General features: G+C 30.3%; 14 protein-coding genes, 1 tRNA gene and 2 pseudogenes. 14 read left to right on the forward strand and 3 right to left on the reverse strand.

Going from position 1 to position 17,099, the window contains the following annotated elements:
• Nucleotides 1-107: 107 nt before the first annotated feature.
• The gene (locus CR532_RS02955; RefSeq protein ID WP_108729329.1) at nt 108-623 is read right to left on the reverse strand and encodes a DUF3996 domain-containing protein; all 516 of its coding nucleotides are present in this window, start codon (nt 621-623) and stop codon (nt 108-110) included.
• Nucleotides 624-1,184: 561 nt separating this feature from the next.
• On the opposite strand from CR532_RS02955, the gene CR532_RS02960 reads away from it, so the two are divergent.
• The 8 genes and pseudogenes from CR532_RS02960 (at nt 1,185) to CR532_RS02990 (ending at nt 9,103) form a co-directional block, all read left to right on the forward strand.
• Nucleotides 1,185-1,724, forward strand: a complete 540-nt coding sequence (locus CR532_RS02960) for a chemotaxis protein CheW (RefSeq protein WP_108729330.1) — start codon at nt 1,185-1,187, stop codon at nt 1,722-1,724.
• A gap of 14 nt (nt 1,725-1,738) precedes the next feature.
• Complete coding sequence (locus tag CR532_RS02965) at nt 1,739-2,050, forward strand: STAS domain-containing protein (protein WP_108729331.1); 312 nt, start codon at nt 1,739-1,741, stop codon at nt 2,048-2,050.
• A gap of 24 nt (nt 2,051-2,074) precedes the next feature.
• A pseudogene (locus tag CR532_RS05520) lies at nt 2,075-2,873 on the forward strand (Hpt domain-containing protein); the annotation flags it as partial.
• A 161-nt stretch (nt 2,874-3,034) separates the two neighbouring features.
• Nucleotides 3,035-4,231 (forward strand): annotated as a pseudogene (locus CR532_RS05525) (chemotaxis protein CheA); the annotation flags it as partial.
• Nucleotides 4,232-4,291: 60 nt separating this feature from the next.
• Entirely contained in the window at nt 4,292-5,443 is a 1,152-nt protein-coding gene (locus CR532_RS02975; protein WP_108729333.1) for a chemotaxis protein CheB, read from the forward strand.
• Entirely contained in the window at nt 5,443-7,215 is a 1,773-nt protein-coding gene (locus CR532_RS02980; RefSeq protein ID WP_108729334.1) for a BB0569 family chemotaxis protein, read from the forward strand. Before CR532_RS02975 ends, CR532_RS02980 begins: the two co-directional genes overlap by 1 nt.
• Nucleotides 7,216-7,251: 36 nt before the next feature.
• The gene (locus CR532_RS02985) at nt 7,252-7,626 is read left to right on the forward strand and encodes a response regulator (RefSeq protein WP_108729335.1); all 375 of its coding nucleotides are present in this window, start codon (nt 7,252-7,254) and stop codon (nt 7,624-7,626) included.
• Between the two features lie 133 nt (nt 7,627-7,759).
• A complete protein-coding gene (locus tag CR532_RS02990) occupies nt 7,760-9,103 on the forward strand; it encodes a Sapep family Mn(2+)-dependent dipeptidase (protein ID WP_108729336.1) in 1,344 nt (447 codons plus the stop codon).
• A gap of 114 nt (nt 9,104-9,217) precedes the next feature.
• Here CR532_RS02990 and CR532_RS02995 read toward each other — a convergent pair.
• A tRNA-Leu gene (locus CR532_RS02995) sits at nt 9,218-9,301 on the reverse strand.
• Between the two features lie 8 nt (nt 9,302-9,309).
• The gene (gene pyrH, locus CR532_RS03000) at nt 9,310-9,999 is read right to left on the reverse strand and encodes a UMP kinase (RefSeq protein ID WP_108729337.1); all 690 of its coding nucleotides are present in this window, start codon (nt 9,997-9,999) and stop codon (nt 9,310-9,312) included.
• A gap of 241 nt (nt 10,000-10,240) precedes the next feature.
• Here pyrH and CR532_RS03005 point away from each other — a divergent pair, with 241 nt between their 5' ends.
• From CR532_RS03005 to CR532_RS03030, 6 genes are all read left to right on the forward strand, one after another.
• Entirely contained in the window at nt 10,241-11,305 is a 1,065-nt protein-coding gene (locus CR532_RS03005; RefSeq protein WP_108729338.1) for a glycosyltransferase family 2 protein, read from the forward strand.
• Between the two features lie 58 nt (nt 11,306-11,363).
• A complete protein-coding gene (locus CR532_RS03010; protein ID WP_108729339.1) occupies nt 11,364-12,182 on the forward strand; it encodes an ATP-binding cassette domain-containing protein in 819 nt (272 codons plus the stop codon).
• Nucleotides 12,175-13,032: an ABC transporter permease gene (locus tag CR532_RS03015; protein WP_108729340.1), complete on the forward strand. Its 858-nt coding sequence runs from the start codon at nt 12,175-12,177 to the stop codon at nt 13,030-13,032. Before CR532_RS03010 ends, CR532_RS03015 begins: the two co-directional genes overlap by 8 nt.
• Before the next feature lie 332 nt (nt 13,033-13,364).
• Nucleotides 13,365-14,966: a glutamine hydrolyzing CTP synthase gene (gene pyrG, locus CR532_RS03020; protein WP_108729341.1), complete on the forward strand. Its 1,602-nt coding sequence runs from the start codon at nt 13,365-13,367 to the stop codon at nt 14,964-14,966.
• Between the two features lie 159 nt (nt 14,967-15,125).
• The gene (locus tag CR532_RS03025; RefSeq protein WP_108729342.1) at nt 15,126-15,713 is read left to right on the forward strand and encodes a hypothetical protein; all 588 of its coding nucleotides are present in this window, start codon (nt 15,126-15,128) and stop codon (nt 15,711-15,713) included.
• A gap of 203 nt (nt 15,714-15,916) precedes the next feature.
• Complete coding sequence (locus CR532_RS03030; RefSeq protein ID WP_108729343.1) at nt 15,917-17,098, forward strand: methyl-accepting chemotaxis protein; 1,182 nt, start codon at nt 15,917-15,919, stop codon at nt 17,096-17,098.
• Nucleotide 17,099: the final 1 nt, after the last annotated feature.

The following is a 17,099-nucleotide window of genomic DNA, read 5'->3' on the forward strand; positions in this document are numbered from 1 at the left end:
TTAATTTTTAGATGAGAACAGTGTTGAGATTGTTTAATATTAAAGCTTTGTTGTTTTATGTAAAGAAAAGAAGTAGGTTATTGCTCCTTTTCTTTATATACAAGTTTTTATGCAAACCAGACTCTAAGACCAAGTCCTGCAAATACTTCCCATCTGAACCCAACACCTTTGCTCCAAATATTTAGTCCAAGACCAGGTGCTACTTTTAAAAATACGTCGAATTTTTTTCTAACTACTGCAAGATTTAAAATCAGTGGTAATCTGGCCCCCAAACTCATTGGCCCATGATTTGCTTGATTACTTCCCCACCTTGAGAACCATATTGTTCCATAAGCACCACCCCCAACAGCAAAATCTAGTATATTAGCTGCTCCTGAAAAAGTAAATGTATAGAAAATGTAGTCTAGTGCAAGAAATAAAGTTTTCCAATCCCTAAATAGGTTATTTGAACCAGCATAAAGACCAAAATCTATATCAACATTACCAATACTCAATTCTAATGCAATTGGAAATGGCAATAAAAGCCCTGCTCCAAATTTACCCCTTGCTGTTGATGTTGAATCTGCAAAAGTATATGTTGCAAGTAGTATAAGTATTGAGGCAAGCATAATCCTTTTTGTCATAATTTTTCTCCTTAATTATATATTATAAATATGATTATAATATATAATTATATATAAAACAAATCCAATGGATTTGTGATAGAGAAGTACTTTTGGGTAATATTATGGCTTAATCCAGCCTTAGATTCCTACAATAAATTTCTCTTTATTGAAAAAAATCTTTTGCTAGGTGTTTGACCAGTAAGAATTTATGGGGTAGTTTTGATATTCATTTAGAAATTAATATTTATGATTTTTATCAGATTGTTTTGTATTAAATTCCATTCTTATTTTCATTATAGACTTGTTTGAATTAGGTTTTTAAAGTTTTTTTGCGGATATATGTTTGTTATAAACAAGGATTAAAGATGTTATGCTGCATAGCAGTTTTTATCGGCATTTATATTTTTATCCTTAATTATATTAGCTTTTATGTATATTATGAACAATATTTTATATTCATTTAGTATTTAAATTTTTGATTTATAATTGGTATTTAATAGTATGTAAAATAATGTGAGGTGTAATAATTCACTTTATTACGCTTTATTTAATGATTAGTTATATTATTAAGAGGCATTTATGGAATTAGAAACCGATATACAAGATACATTAAGTCAGTATCTTTTGTTTAGTTTGGATGAACTTTATGCTATCGAGGTTAGGTATGTGGTTGAAGTATTGGAATATACTCAAATATCAAAAATACCAAGAACTCCTGATTATATGGCAGGGATTATTAACAATCGAGGCAAAATAGTTCCAATAATTGACATAAGACGACAATTTGGCATGGAAGCTCGCAAAGTTAATTATGATGAAATTAAGAAAACCAAGGAAGTGGATGTTTCAAACATCATTATATTAAGTCTAACATATGAAGGAGATGAATTTAATCTTGGAATTTTGGTAGATTGTGTTAATGAAGTTCTTGAATTAGATCCATCTAATATTGATGATGCTCCAAAGATTGGTGCGGGGTTCAATTCAAGATTTATCTCAGGCATTGGCAAGAGTAATAATCGATTTATTATTATCCTTGATATAGACAATTTATTTGATGTTAAAGAGCTTTCCAAATTTAGAAATACTACAATACATGACCCTAATAGTAAGAACTAGGAGTTTCAAGAATTATGATTTATAAGCCAGAAGGAGAACTTGTAATAAACAGCATTTTCAAAGTTAAGGAAGATCTTTTAAATATTTTCAAAGAGATGAAAGAAGGTGATGCTCTTACTATCGATCTTTCAAGTGTGGAAAAAATAGATATTACTTTTATACAAATTTTGTATGCGTCCAATAAATATGCTAGGAATAAGAATTTGTTTGTAAAGATAGGATATCCATCTGATGAAGTTTTAAGTTCATTGCTACATGGTGGATTTTTAAATGACATTGAAGATATTGACCACTTGGATTTAGGACTTAGTTTGATTGAATTTTAGGTTTATGTATTTTAAGGAAAATTTATGAATAGTAGCGATATGATTGATAAATTTAAAGATTCTTTTAAAGAAGAGTCGATAGAGAATATTTCAGATATTGAGCAGGCACTTTTAAATATTGAGTTTGAATCAGATCAAGAGGTTATTAATTCTATTTTTAGGAATTTTCATACAATAAAGGGTAGTGCTGGAATGTTTGGTTTTAATTTTACAGCTTCTCTTGTTCATGAAATAGAAACTGTGCTTGATTCTATAAAGGAAGGTCTTGACGAGTTTAGTCAGGCTACTGTTGACGCTACATTAATGGCAGTTGATTTTATTCGTGAACTTATTGAAGGCGATGAGGCTGTCGATGAGTCTGAATTTAAGAACCGTGAGAAAATTTTAGTAGATACAATTAAACAAGGATTGGGATTTGTTTCTGATATTGAGCTTAGTGGTGGTTCAACTTTAAGTTTTGATGAGAAATCTCGGATAGAATCATCTGAAACTTTACAGTCTCAGAATCCTGTAGTAGATTCATCGGAGGGGGAAGATGGGTTTGCAGATGAAGCTTTGCATATTGCAACTAAGGTCTATAAAATTCTTTTCTCACCTGCAAGGGGAATTTTATTCCATGGGCACAAACCAATCAATTTGCTAAAAAAATTATTAAACTTGGGAAGTGGACAAATTAAAGCTAGAGTAAGCAATATTCCTGATTTAGAGTTAATATCTCCTGATAACGTTTATGTTGGATGGGAAATAAAGCTAGAGACAGAAGAGAGTAAAACTTCTATAGAGGATATTTTTATGTTTCTAGATGAACAGTCTAAGGTAAGCGTTGAAGAAGTTAATGTAGATTATGAAATACCAGAGGATTTTGAGCTTGACTCCTTGGGGGGCAATGAAGATAAGGACGATGAGAGAGTATCTTTTAAGGAAAAGGAATCTTTATCTAAAGAAGCAGACAGTAGGATGACTTCTAAGGGCGATGGGGCAAATTTTAATTTACATGATGCTACAGCTAAGAGCAAGGTTAATATTGCAAGCATTAGGGTTGATTCGAAGAAGTTAGATCACTTAGTAAATCTTGTTGGCGAGCTTGTTACAATCCAGTCTAAGCTTTCAAAGGAATCTGAGAATAGAAATAGTAGTGTTTTAAATTCGATTTCAGCTGAATTTTCGTTGCTTATTAATGAGCTTAGAGATTATACTACAGGACTTCGAACAGTTCCTATTGAAATTTTATTTGTAAAATTTCAAAGAATAGTGAAGGATTTATCTGCTCAGTTGGGTAAATCAATTCTTTATCATACTCAAGGTGGCGACACTGTACTTGACAAGAGTATTATCGAGAAGCTAAATGAACCTTTGGTGCATTTAATCAGAAACTCAATTGACCATGGAATTGAGTCAGTTGATGAGCGAGTTAGGGTTGGAAAGGATCCTAAGGGTGTAATTAAGCTTTCTGCCCACCAATCGGGGGATTCTGTTATTGTTATTATTGAGGATGATGGTAGAGGACTTAATAGGAATAAGATAATTAAGAAGGCTGTGGAGAAAAATATAATATCGGAGGCTGTTTCAAAGACTTTATCCGATGCGGATGTTTATAATTTAATTTTTGAGCTTGGATTTTCAACAGCTAGTGTTATCACTAATATATCAGGGCGCGGTGTTGGAATGGATGTTGTTAGGAAGCAAGTGGAATCTCTTAGGGGCAATGTTATTCTTGAGAGTGAGCTTGGAAAATATACTAGGACAAAGTTAATTTTTCCTTTGACTTTGGCAATTATTGAAGGTTGGCTGGTAAGGGTTATGAATGAGCATTTTATTGTTCCTCTTTCTAGTGTTGAGTCTTGTCTTGAGGCTGATAAGTTGATTTCTAAAAGGTATGGACTTGACGGTAGCAATAATGTTATGAATTATAGAGGAAGCATGATTAGCTTTATACGCCTTCGAGAGTTTTTTGAAATTTCTAATGAACAAAATGACAATGAGCATGTTGTTGTTGTTAATACAAATAGTGGCAAAATAGGGATTGTAGTTGATGAGGTGTTAGGTCAGCATCAAACTGTTATTAAGGCTTTAGGTAAAATTTATTCTAAGGTAGAGGGAGTTTCTGGAGCTACAATACTTGGAGATGGGAGTCTGGCGTTAGTTATTGATATTGATACAATAACTAAAATGATAAGATAGAAAATTCTTTAACATGTATTTTTGTTTTTATAAGGTAGAGGTAAGTATTAAAAGATAATAATGAAAATATTGATAGTTGATATTCAAGGTCTTATAAGACAGGTTTTTGTTAGGGCTTTTAATAGAGATGTGGATGTTGAGATATTAAATCCGGGTTCTAATTCTTTAAACCTTATTAATGTGTTTTTACAGAAATTTCCCGATTTGGTTATTATTGACGAGAATACAGCTAGGTCTAATTTTGGAAGTGCTCTTAATAATGTTCTTAATAATATTTCACTTCCTGTTGTCTTTATAGCAGAGGATGAGATTTCTCCAAACTTTGGATTTCTTGAAGCTAAGAAAGATAAAATTAAGTTAGTAATAAATAAACTTAACTTTAGGCTTACAATTAATTTATTTAGAAGTGAATATTTAAGTTTAATAAAATCTGAGGTAAGGAAAGTTGCGAGCAATAAACTTATTACTTCTTTTGATGTTAAAAGGATTAAAGCTCCTGAATCTTCGGATAAGTTTGAGACTAGAAAATCTAATGTAGATATTTCTAGTGTAACAAAGAGTTATAAAGTTGCAGATATTATTAATGTTGCTCCTAAGAATGATCCTGATATTGTTATAAAATATCAGGGAGTCATTAATAGACAAAAAACTGGAAAAGTGATTTTTGTTGGATCTTCAACGGGTGGTACTGAAGCTTTAAGAGTTTTTTTAAAGTTTTTTAGGAAAGATTCTCCTCCAATTGTCATTGTCCAACATATGCCAGGAGGATTTACAACATCTTTTGCAAGAAGTTTAAATAATGAGCTTGAGGTTGATGTGAAAGAGGCTGAGGATGGCGATGTTTTAAGGACAGGTCTTGTAATCATTGCCAATGGTAATTATCATTTAGTTGTCAAATATGCTAATGGAAGCTATTTTGTGAATTTATTAGATGGTCCTTTAGTTAGTAGACATAAGCCTTCTGTTAATGTATTGTTTCGTTCTGCTGCTATGTATGCTGGAGAGAATGCTATTGGTGTTATGCTTACAGGAATGGGAGATGATGGGGCTGTTTGTATGCTTGAGATGAAGAAGAATGGTTCGTATAATATTGCTCAGGATCAACAAACATCTGTGGTATTTGGTATGCCTATGGAAGCAATAAAAATAGGTGCTGTAGATAAGATTCTTCCTTTAAATAAAATACCTGAATATATTCTGAGGAGGTCTTAATGAGAGATAATGATAAACCTTTGGATATTAACTTGCATATTGATAAATTGTTTACTGAGCTTGAAACTTTTGATACTCGTTCAAGACAGATTTATTCCAACTTAAGTAAAGCAATTCCTAAAATAATAGAGAAACTTTCAAAAGATATTAAAGATTTGTCTTTTAATATTGGTTTTATTTCTGACCTTGACATTGACAATGATTATTCTTTAAATAATTTTATCTATAAAGTAATAAGAGTATTAAATGATTTTGTCTCTTATTTTAATTCTTCAACAGATTCACTTGAGATTCAGTTTGGCACAATAAGAGATAAGGTTAAGGATATTGAGATACTTGAAGATGTTATTGAAAGGATGAAGAAGAGCTCTCTTGATATGGAAATAATGTCAATTAATACATTAACTGTTGCCATGAGGGCTGGACGGGCAGGGGGAGCGTTTTCTTATATTACAAATGAGATTAAGATTTTGACTCAATCTATGATTAAGCAAGCAGATCAGCTTACTAGTAGGGGTAGAGATGTTAAGGTTGGACTTGATCGTGCTAAGGATCAAGTGCTTGAAAATAATACAGCTGAGAATAAAATTCTTGAAGAATTTAAAGGCAATTTAATTAAAAATATAGATGAATTCTCAGGAGAGATTGGAGAAGTTATTGCTTTTTATGATGGTATATTGGGTATACTTAATGAGTTTAAATTTAAGTTTGTGAATGCTGTCTCTTATCTGCAGTTTCAAGATAGACTTACTCAGTCTTTGTATCATTTAAATATTATGTATTCAAATATTGACGTTTTTAAATTTAGAGATATAAATGAACTTCAAAAATTGAAAGTTTTATCCGTTTTTACAGAATCATCCAAGATGATAATTAGAGATGTGATTGACAAATTGGATGAAAATTTATTTGTGTTTGAAGGATTTGTTGACGCATCTATTTCTTCTATTCAGAGCATCAATGATTTAAAATCAGATAATTCTTTATATATTGATATTTCAAGAACTGTGGAATCTTTTGCGGTGATTTTATCAAATTTGCTTAAAAGAATTGATGATGTTGAGAAAAATAATTCTAACTTTTTAAGTCTTTATTATGAACAGATTAAGCTTGTTAAGTCTTTAGAGTTTATGTTTGCAAATATTTCAGATATTTCTTCTAGATTTCAAAATATTAATATCGCTTCTAAAATAGAGGTTGTAAAGAGAATTGAACTTGAGGATATGGAAGGTAATATTTCTGAGATGTCAAAGATTATTAGTAATATTGATTTTAATATCAATAAAGGACGAGAATTTTTAGACCAGATAATATTTTTCTTTGAAAAAGTTGTAAAGGATTATGATAACAGATTTTATCTTGAGAAAACTTATTTTAATAAGTTCAAGAAATTATTCATGGAAATAAGGAGTAATATTTTCGAGATAAAAAATATTGCTATTGACAATATTTTATCTTATGAAATATTTCCGGTTGATTTTTTAGAAATATTTGAAGAAATAAAATTAGAAGTTTATAATGTTAAGGCTTTAAAAAATGGTCTTTTACATATTCAAGAGATTATAACCAATATGGAGGACGATATTAATCATAATCTTAACTTAGAACTATTGAAGAACGGCCTTAATTTTGTTGCAATTGAAGATAAGGAGTTTATTCGCAGAATTGCTAACAGATTTACTTTGTTTGTGCATAAGAAACATTTGCTATCCCTTATTGAGGATGAAAAAGATGTGCAATCATTGGACGAGGGTAGTGTAATTTTATTTTAATTTTTATATACTTTTACTTGTATTTAGGAGTGTCACATGCAAAAAAGAATTTTAGTCATAGATGACAATAGAGCTATTAGACAAAGCGTTGCTTATATTTTGGAGCAGAATGGTTTTGGAGTGTCTGAGGCAAAAGATGGACTGGAAGGTGTATCTAAATTTAAGGAGGCTGTTGGACAGAGTGATAAAGATTTTGATCTTATTATTACGGATATAAATATGCCTAATTTAGATGGAATAGGAGTGATTAAGCAGATAAGAGAATTTGGAAGTTTTGTTCCGATACTTGTTTTAACTACGGAGTCCGAGCAGTCTAAAGTTGATGAAGGTCGTAAGGCTGGTGCAACTGGTTGGCTTGTTAAGCCTTTTAATCCTGATACTCTTATGCAAACAATATCTAAAATATTTTAGCTCTTTTTGTTTTTAAAAAATTACACTTAAGGTTTTAGACATATTTCTTTTCAGTATAATTGGTTGTTAATATTTTATATTTAAGAGTGTCAAATGTTAATAATTAATTTATTATGATAGGAGGTATAGCCTTATGAGTTTTCAGTTAAAAGAACAATTTTATTTTGACTTAGAAAAATTAATAAAGTTTAATAGTGTGAATGCTGCTCCTTTGCCCAATAAGCCTTTTGGGGAACAAATTGATTTGTGTTTAGATAAAGTTTTAGAGATAGCTAAAACTATTGGTTTTGAAGTTTATAAAGACAAATTTGGATATTATGGTTTTGCTGAAATAGGGAAGGGCAATGAGCTTATAGGTGTTTTGGCGCACATTGATATTGTTGATGTTGGAAATGTGTCTCATTGGGATTCAGATCCTTTTACACTTAGTTTTAGAGATGGAAAGGTATATGCTAGGGGTATTCTGGACGACAAGGGACCTTTGATGGCGGTTCTTTATGCTTTTCAATTATTAGTTTTGGAGGGGACTTTTTTTAAGAAAAGATTTAGGTTGATTTTTGGCACGGATGAGGAAACTTTATGGCGTTGTATTGAGCAGTATAAGGTTAGGGAAGAGATTCCTAAGTTTTCTTTTACGCCCGATGCTGATTTTCCAGTGGTTAATGCTGAGAAAGGACTATTGCAGTTTGATGTTGTTAGTGATGAAAAATTTGTTACGGATTTTGCGCTTGGGGTTGGATATAATGTTATTCCTGAAGAGTGTTCTTTTGAGCTTGGAGATTCTAACAAGGATGACTTTAGAATTTTGCTTGACAGTTTTGGTGATAAGATTAGATATAAATTTTCAGAGAATAATGTTGTAATTCATGGTGTATCCGCCCATGCTTCATTGCCTGAACTTGGTGTTAATGTTGCTCCTTATGCACTCAGTATAATGAAGACTTTTGGCGCGAAAGCTAATTTTCTTAACTTTTTTGAAGACAAAATTGGCTTTACTGTTAATGGTGAGAAATTGTTTGATAAAGTTTTGGAAGATTCTAAGTCGGGGAAGCTTACTCTTTGTTTGACAAAAGTTAACTTGTCTAAGACTTCTAGTCAAGTTTTGTCTTTTGATATGAGGCATCCTGTAGATTTTAGAAGAGAGGATTTAGTAGATTCAATTAAGAAGGCTTTAAATCCATATGGCTTAAATTATCGAGAAATTTCCTTTCTCGATCCTATTTATGTTGATTCTGATTCAAATTTTGTTAAGTCTTTGATTGAAGTTTATCAAAATTTTACAGGAGAAAGTGATGTTAAGCCTATTGCTATTGGTGGTGCAACTTATGCTAGGGCTTTTGCAAATTGTGTTGCCTTTGGGCCATTGTTTAAAGGCTCAGATAGTACAGCTCATCAAACTAATGAATATATGCAAGAAAGCGAGCTTTTAAAGCTTGTTTTGATTTATAAAGAAGCTATCTTGAAGCTTAATGCTTAAGTTTGTATTTAAAATAGGATCAATATTTTATTGATCCTATTAAATTTATCAAAGGTCTAGCTGTAGTATTTTGGGTTAAGTTTGCTTAAGAAAAATTTTTATATTGAAACTAAATACCGGTAGTCGGAGTCGAACCGACACGAAGTTGCCTTCATCAGATTTTGAGTCTGACGCGTCTACCAATTCCGCCATACCGGCAATAAATTTTATTTTACTACAATCGTTCCTAAAAAATCATCATTTTTATATAAAACTTTTTCCAAATTTTTAAGGTCAATTCCATTTAAGATATAGGCTCTAAGACCAAGATTTAGTGCTAAGCTGGTCGCTATTGGGTCAAATGGCGAATTTAATCCAGGTTTCCAGCTGTTTCCAACAATATCTTGTAATTCATTCCAAGTAATATTACTGAGTCCCTTAGCATCATTAAATTTTTTTGGATCTTTATCATAAACTTGATTTACATTCGTTAAGTTAATTATTTCACCTGATTTGAATTTTTCGGCAAATTTTACAGCAATGTAATCTGTTGAGAATCCTGATTTCCATCCTGAAGCAACTAATATTTTTCCTTTAAAATGAAAATCTTGAGTAGGATCGCTAATGATGTCATCAATACAAAATGGTTTCATTGATTTGCTAATAAGTTTGGCATTGAGTTTGGTTGCCATTATTCCAATCTCATCAAGTTCATAATTTTCAAATTCAGGGTTGATTTGTTTATAAGCATCTTGATATTCTCTTGCTATCTTGCCTCCACCTGTGACTAGGATAATTTTTCTTTTGTCATTTTCTTTTATCCATTTGAAAATAAGATTTCTGAAATTTTTGATGTATTCTATGTTGATTTTATCAGGATGAATTATTCCGCCTCCAAGGCTGATTATTTTAAGCATCAAAACTCCTTATTATTTGCGTTTTTTAGTTTGCTTTCTGATTTTTATTTGTATTATATAGTATTATTTAGGTTAATGTATTGGGAAATAGGTTTAAAATAATAAAAATCATTAATAAATAATAAAAATCATTAATAATAATATATAATACTTGTTTGCATATTATAATTAATAATGTTATCTAGCATAGTAGGTTATTATATCCAAACTTTTTAGGTGGGTGTTTTTTTGGGAGGGTGTTATGCATAAGTACAAGGTATCGGTGATTATTTGCTTTTTTAATTCTGATAAGACTCTTGAATCAATAATAAAGGATGCTATTAATCAAACATTAAGAGATAAAGAAATTGTACTGATTAATGATGGTTCTTACGATAATAGTTTGGAGATAGCTCAAAAGTATGCAGATAAATATGATTTTATAAAAATTATTAATCAGAGAAATATGGGAATAGCTGTCTCTAGAAATAACGGACTTGAAATGGCTCAAGGCGAGTATATAGTTTATTGGGATGGTGATGATTCTGTTGAGAGCACTATGCTCGAGGTACTATATAATAGAGCAAAAGCTGATAATTCAGATATTGTTTGTTCTCAGTTTTATATTTATTTTCTTGCAAGAAGTATAAGAAGAAAATCTTTGCTTCCTTTTCCCAATTATCCAATAACTGGGAAAGAAGCCTTTGAGAATTTATTATTAACTGTTTTTGCTAGCTTTTGCAAGAGAAATTTTGTTGTGGGTACATTGTGGGATAAGCTCATTAGAAGAGATTTTGTTTTAAGTCATAATATTAGACTACATAATGTAATATTAGAAGACATAGTTTTTTTGATTCATGTTTTTTTAAAAGCAGGTAGAGTTTCTTTTGTAAATAATTATTTTTATACTAACTTTCAGCGTATGGGTAGTGCTAGTTCGTCAATTAGTGTGATAAGTAAAATTGATTTACCTCTTAAGGTGGTAGAGAATTTGCTAAGGGATGAAGGAATTTTTGAGAAGTATTTTGAGCTTTATAAAAAGTTTTATTTACAGTTTTATTATTATATTTCTTTTAAGCAGATTTATATTGTAAGTTCACACATTAGGGATCGGCTTGTTTATAAGGCTTATAAAGAAAAGCTTATCTCTGTACTTAATGAAATTAAGCATTCTGAAGAATTTCAAGAATATTACTCAAGTCTTGAAGGTATTGGGATGAGTGGGATTCAAATTTTGCCAAGAGTTATGTTGAAAGTTTGGCATGTTAGTTCAGCTTTGTATGTGAATTTTTCTTTGTTTATTTACAGATCTTTTTTGAGGAACTAATTTTATATCTTGCAGTTAATATCGACTTATTTTAAAGTTGATATTAAGGATCATTTCAGTGAAAATAGAATTTTGCAATGTGTCATTTTTTTATGGTAAGAATGAAATTTATTCAGATTTAAATTTAAGTTTTTCCAAGCCACAGACTTACTTGATTCTTGGCAAGAACGGGGTAGGTAAGACTACTTTACTTAAGCTTATGAGTGGGCTACTAAATTCATTTAAGGGAAAAATTTTGTTTAATTCTTTGAAAGTTTTTCCAAGAAATCCTTTAAATTTAGTGAATTTATTTTTTGTTCCTGAGGAATTTAAGTTGCCCAATCTTTCTTTGAGGGATTATTATAGCTCTTTATGTAGATTTTATTCAAACTTTAGCGAAGAGGATTTTAAGGAGTATTTATTGAAATTTGAGATAGATACTGATCTTAATTTTGCATCTTGTTCATATGGTCAGAAGAAAAAAAGTCTTATTGCTTTCTCTATTGCTACAAATGTTCCTGTTTTAATATTTGATGAACCAACGAATGGTCTTGATATTGTTTCAAAGAATGTTTTCAGAAGTGTTATAAATAATTTAAAAGATAAGATGGTTTTTGTTACAGGACATAATGTTAGGGATTTAGTAGATATTGTAGACCATTTGACTATTATTGGGAATAAGGATGTTCTTTTCTCGAATTCAATTTCTTATATTAATGATAATTATAAAGTTAAGATTGTAGGTGAACTTGATGGGAGGGAGATTTATTATGAAGAGGCAAAGGATGGATTTAAAGCACTCTATCATGAGAATGGGGCTTCCGGTAAGGGTGTTGACCTTGAGTTCTTTTTTTTATATATAAGTAGTAATAAAGTAAGGAAGTTGATAAATGTTTAGCTTAAAAAGGATTGCAAACCTTTTTCATATTGAATTTACTTATCATAAAAAGCTATATCTTTATTTCGTTATTTTAGTTTTTAGTGTTTTTATTTTGATTCATATTTTTTCAAGACTTTATTGGATCAATAGTTTAATTGATGTGCGTACTCCTGCTAATGAAATTATATTTTTTTTGTTTGCCTCATCATCTTATATTATATCAATATATATGATGTTTGATCATTATAATGCGATTCATGATCCACTTAGAAGTGTGCTTTATCTATCTCTTCCGGTATCAGCTCTAGAGAGATATTTTTTTAATTTAGTTAAATTTTTGTTTGTTTTTCCGTTGTTTTTAATTTTGTGTTATTATTCAGCTTTTAATTTTATTGTGTTATTAGATAACGTATTTTCCGTAGAAAATAAGACTGATTATTTTTCTATGCATCTTATTTTTAAATTTTTAAAAATGACTTATTTTAATTACTTAATAGCCTTTCCTATATTTTTGTTATCTAGTCTTATATTTAAAAGTTACCCCTTCCTAAAGGCTGTGCTTATAGGTGTATTGCTTTTCGGGTTTTTGGCAGCCTTTTTTGATTTTGCTATATTTTTTACTGACGCCTATATATTTTCAGAGTTATATAATTTTAGTATTTTACATAAGGGATATTCTTTATTTAAACTTGTTTGTATGCTTTTCTCAAGTTTCTTATATTTTTCTTTATATTTTGTTCTAAACAACTTGGGATGTTTGAATAGTAGAAGTAATTTACGAATTTTACTCGGATTAATACCTTTTTTCCCATGTGCTATTTTTCTTATTATTATTCTTAGCTTTCTTTGTATGTATGATTTATTATAATAAATTCAGTAGTTATGATTTTCTAGACTAAGCTAATGTTGATGTCATAATTAGTGGGCTTTTATTTAGAACGATATTTGAAAGGTAATTCTTGTTTACACTTAATTATATTATTATATTAGGTTATAAGTGCATAAGTTTAAATTTTGTTAAAAGATAAATAGAAGGTGATTCTTAACTTTTTTACTTGAAATATGTTTCTTTGCTTAAATCTGTATAGGTTTTTTGCAATTCTATGTCAGTCAAAAAAAATATAGTATTAAAGAACTTTGATTAAAGTTTTGTGTAGACATTATATTATAGTATTTTTAATTTGTATTTAGGAGAGTGTAATGAGAGACAATCTGAAAATTTTGGTAGTAACAGGTGGTGTGATTTCTGGAATAGGGAAAGGAGTGACATCGGCAAGTATCGCAAGATTATTTAAGGATAATTTGAGGATAACACCAATTAAATGTGATGGATATTTAAATACAGATCCTGGAACCATTAACCCTGTTGAGCATGGAGAGGTTTTTGTTCTTGATGATGGTGGGGAAGTTGACATGGATTTTGGTCATTATGAGCGATTTTTGGACCTGAATGCTAAGTCTCATTGGAACATTACGATGGGTAAAATATATAAAAAGATTCTTGAAAATGAAAGACATGGTAAATATTTAGGTCGAACTGTACAGCTCATTCCTCATGTTACTGATGAGATAAAAGAGACAATTTTTAGGATTGCTGAAGATGAGTGCAGTGAACTTTTAGTAATCGAGATTGGTGGCACTGTAGGAGATATGGAGAATATTTTATTTATTGAGACTATGAGACAAATAAGATATGAGATTGGGAGTGATAACATTGCTTTTATTCATTTGACTTATGTTCCAAATCCTGCGGGAATAAATGAGCAAAAGTCCAAGCCTACTCAACAAAGTGTTAAAACTTTAAATAAAGCTGGAATTTTTCCAGATTTAATTATTGCAAGAAGTTCTCAACTTTTGACAAAGCAAATAAGACAAAAGATAGCGATGTTTTGTAATGTTGATTCTTCATCTATTATTGACAATATTGATGTTGCAACTATTTATGAGATACCCATATCTTTTTATAGACAGGGCTTACATCAAATATTAGGTTCAAAATTAAAAATAGATATTCAACCTAAGGTAGAAAAATTAGAAAGATTAGTAAGTGTAATAAAGAAAAACTTTATATCTCCCAAAAGGATAGTAAATATTGCTATTTGTGGTAAGTATACTGAACTTGGTGATTCTTATGCATCAATATTTGAGTCTTTAACGCATGTGGCTGCTAATTTAGATATTCTAATTAAGACAACTGTAGTGGATAGCACTAATTTTGATGAAAAGATTTTAAAGAGTATAGATGGCCTTGTGATTCCTGGTGGGTTTGGTGGTAGAGGATATGAAGGGAAAATTCTTGCAATTAAATATGCTAGGGAGAATAATATTCCTTTTCTTGGTATATGTCTTGGATTGCAGCTTGCAATAATTGAATTTGCTAGGAATGTTTGTGGAATTCTTGATGCTGACACTGAAGAAAATTTATTTGAGGGCAATTTGACGGGCAATCCTGTTATTCACTTATTACCTGAACAAAAGAGCTTGAAAGATAAGGGTGCTACAATGAGGCTTGGGGGTTATCCTGTATTTTTAAGAAAGGATACTATGGCCTTTAAACTTTATGGAAGCGATAGGGTCGTTGAGAGATTTAGACATAGATATGAAGTTAACAATGACTACCTTGATTTGTTTAAGAAGAAAGGGCTCGTGGTATCTGGATTTTCTGAAGATTACAGAATAGTCAAGATGATAGAAATACCAAAGAATAAGTTTTTTGTAGCTTGTCAATTTCATCCTGAGCTTATCACAAGGCTGGAGAGTCCGTCTAAACTTTTTTTAGGGTTAGTGCAAGCTTGTCTTTGATTATTGTACTTAATAAGCTTATTATTCAATTGTTGAGTGTTGTATTACCAATTGGGGTAACTTTTGATATTAGTTTTATTTATTCTTTAATATCTTGCATAGATTTACTATAATTTATAGAGTTATTGTTTTGAGGAATATTTTGTTAGGGAGTAAGAGATGAAGGAAGAAGATATAAGAAAGGCAATTGCAATGAAGAGGCTAGTTAAGCATTTCTTTGATGAGCTTAAATATAGGATGAAAATACCCTGCCTTAGACCAAATAATAAAGATCTGAGTACAAAATATATACTTTTAAATCTTTTCAGAAAGATAGCAAATCTTCCGTTTAATAAGAAATATGAAATTGAAGAGCAATTTCCTCTTGAGGTTTCAGGAAAAGTTGTGCCTACGGACGCGGTTCTTATTAAGAGATTGGATTATGAGAGATGTGTTATTGTTGGTATTATTGAGGCAAAAGCAGATCAGATTAATCTTGACTATGAACTTGAGAGGTTTTTTATTCAAGACAATAAAGTTAATGTACTTTTTTGGCAACCCAAAAGAGTTGTGTTAAAGCAGAATGAAAAATTAGCTACATTAGAGGCGGATGATATTTTTAGGCTTGATAATGATTTTAATTTACCAGCAGTTAAAGATAAGTTAGAAGATTTCATTAGTGTTTTTATGCAATTTTTCGCGTATGAAGATGTTTTATTTGAATATGATAAATTAAAGAGTAAATATTTTTTAGTTAAAAATAAGTAAGATAGCTATTTTGGTGTATGAAATTTTATTTGAGAGATAGGGAGAATATGATTTAGTGGTTTTGTGTTAAATTTGCTTATATAAGTTAATGCTAAAATATTTTTTTGTAATTGATATCTTCTTAATTTATTGCATTTTAAAAATCATTGAATTAAGTTGAGATAAGTCTGTTCAAAAAATATTTTTTATGGTAGAATCCCTTTATGCAAAAAATATCGTTTTTTAATAAAAAAAAGTCTAATATATCTCGAGTGTCTAAGTATGAGACTTTGAGAAATCTTAAAGATGACAAGAAAGATTTACATGTATATGAGTATAAGGCTCCAGTTAAAGAGTTACTAAAGGGATTTTATCATTCTAAGTCTTCTATTAATAATGTATTAATTAGTGCGGAGTTTTTATACAAGAGTTTATTTTCTAGTTTTGAGAATCTCGACAAGATATTTGAGATGCTTATTAAGACGACAAATGATGCACGTAATCAGGTGGGTGTTATTTTTGATGATATTGAAAGAAACAATGAGGAGAAATTGAAAAAAATTACTACTGTTATTGTAGGCGTTCAAGGAAGCCTAGAGACAATAAATAATTTTTTAGGTGCAACTAATATGATTTCTCTTAACGCTAAGCTTGAGGCTGCAAGAGCAAAGGAGTACGGAAAAGGGTTTTCTGTTGTTGCTGATGAGATTAAACGTCTCTCAGATCAGGCTAAGGGCGTTATGAATATGATTTCTGTTAAGGAAATTGAGGAAGTCTCTAAGGATTTAATTTCTAAGAATATTAGAGAATTACAGTCAGATATTGATAAATTTTTCTCAAGTTTTCTTGAGGAGCTTACTTCTCTTGAAAGTTTATTTAAACATTTTGTTAGGCAGCAAAGTGAATTTTCAATGTTAATTAGTGATCTTGAGGGTGTTGAAGCTAATGTGTCTTATTTGACAAGAAGTTGTGATTCTTTGTCTAATTCTGAAACCTTTATGTACTCTAATGATGAATTTTTAAAGGAGTTAGAGTTTATTATCTCAGAACAAATGACATGGATGAATATTTTAAGATCAATTGTTGAGAATCAGAAGAGTATGGCTATTCAAACTGATCCGGTTAAGCATGGATTTGGGTTGTTTTATAAGGGGTTTAGTCCGAATTATGGGGAGGTAAAAGAAATTTGGGAAGATCTTTATTCTTATTGTTTAAATGTTCATAAGATTGCTGTTGAGATAGTAAAAATCTTTCTTAAGGATAATTTTGGTGATATAGATTTGAGACGGTCAAGGGATTTTTTAATTCAAGCTGAGGGTTTATCAGATGAAATTGTTAGAAAACTTGAACATCTTAAAAAGATAGTAATTGAATTGGAGAATCAGGGTATTAATATTTTTGCCTAAT

The sequence above is a fragment of the Candidatus Borreliella tachyglossi genome, assembly GCF_003076595.1.
In the GTDB taxonomy this organism is placed as follows: Bacteria; Spirochaetota; Spirochaetia; order Borreliales; family Borreliaceae; genus Borrelia; species Borrelia tachyglossi.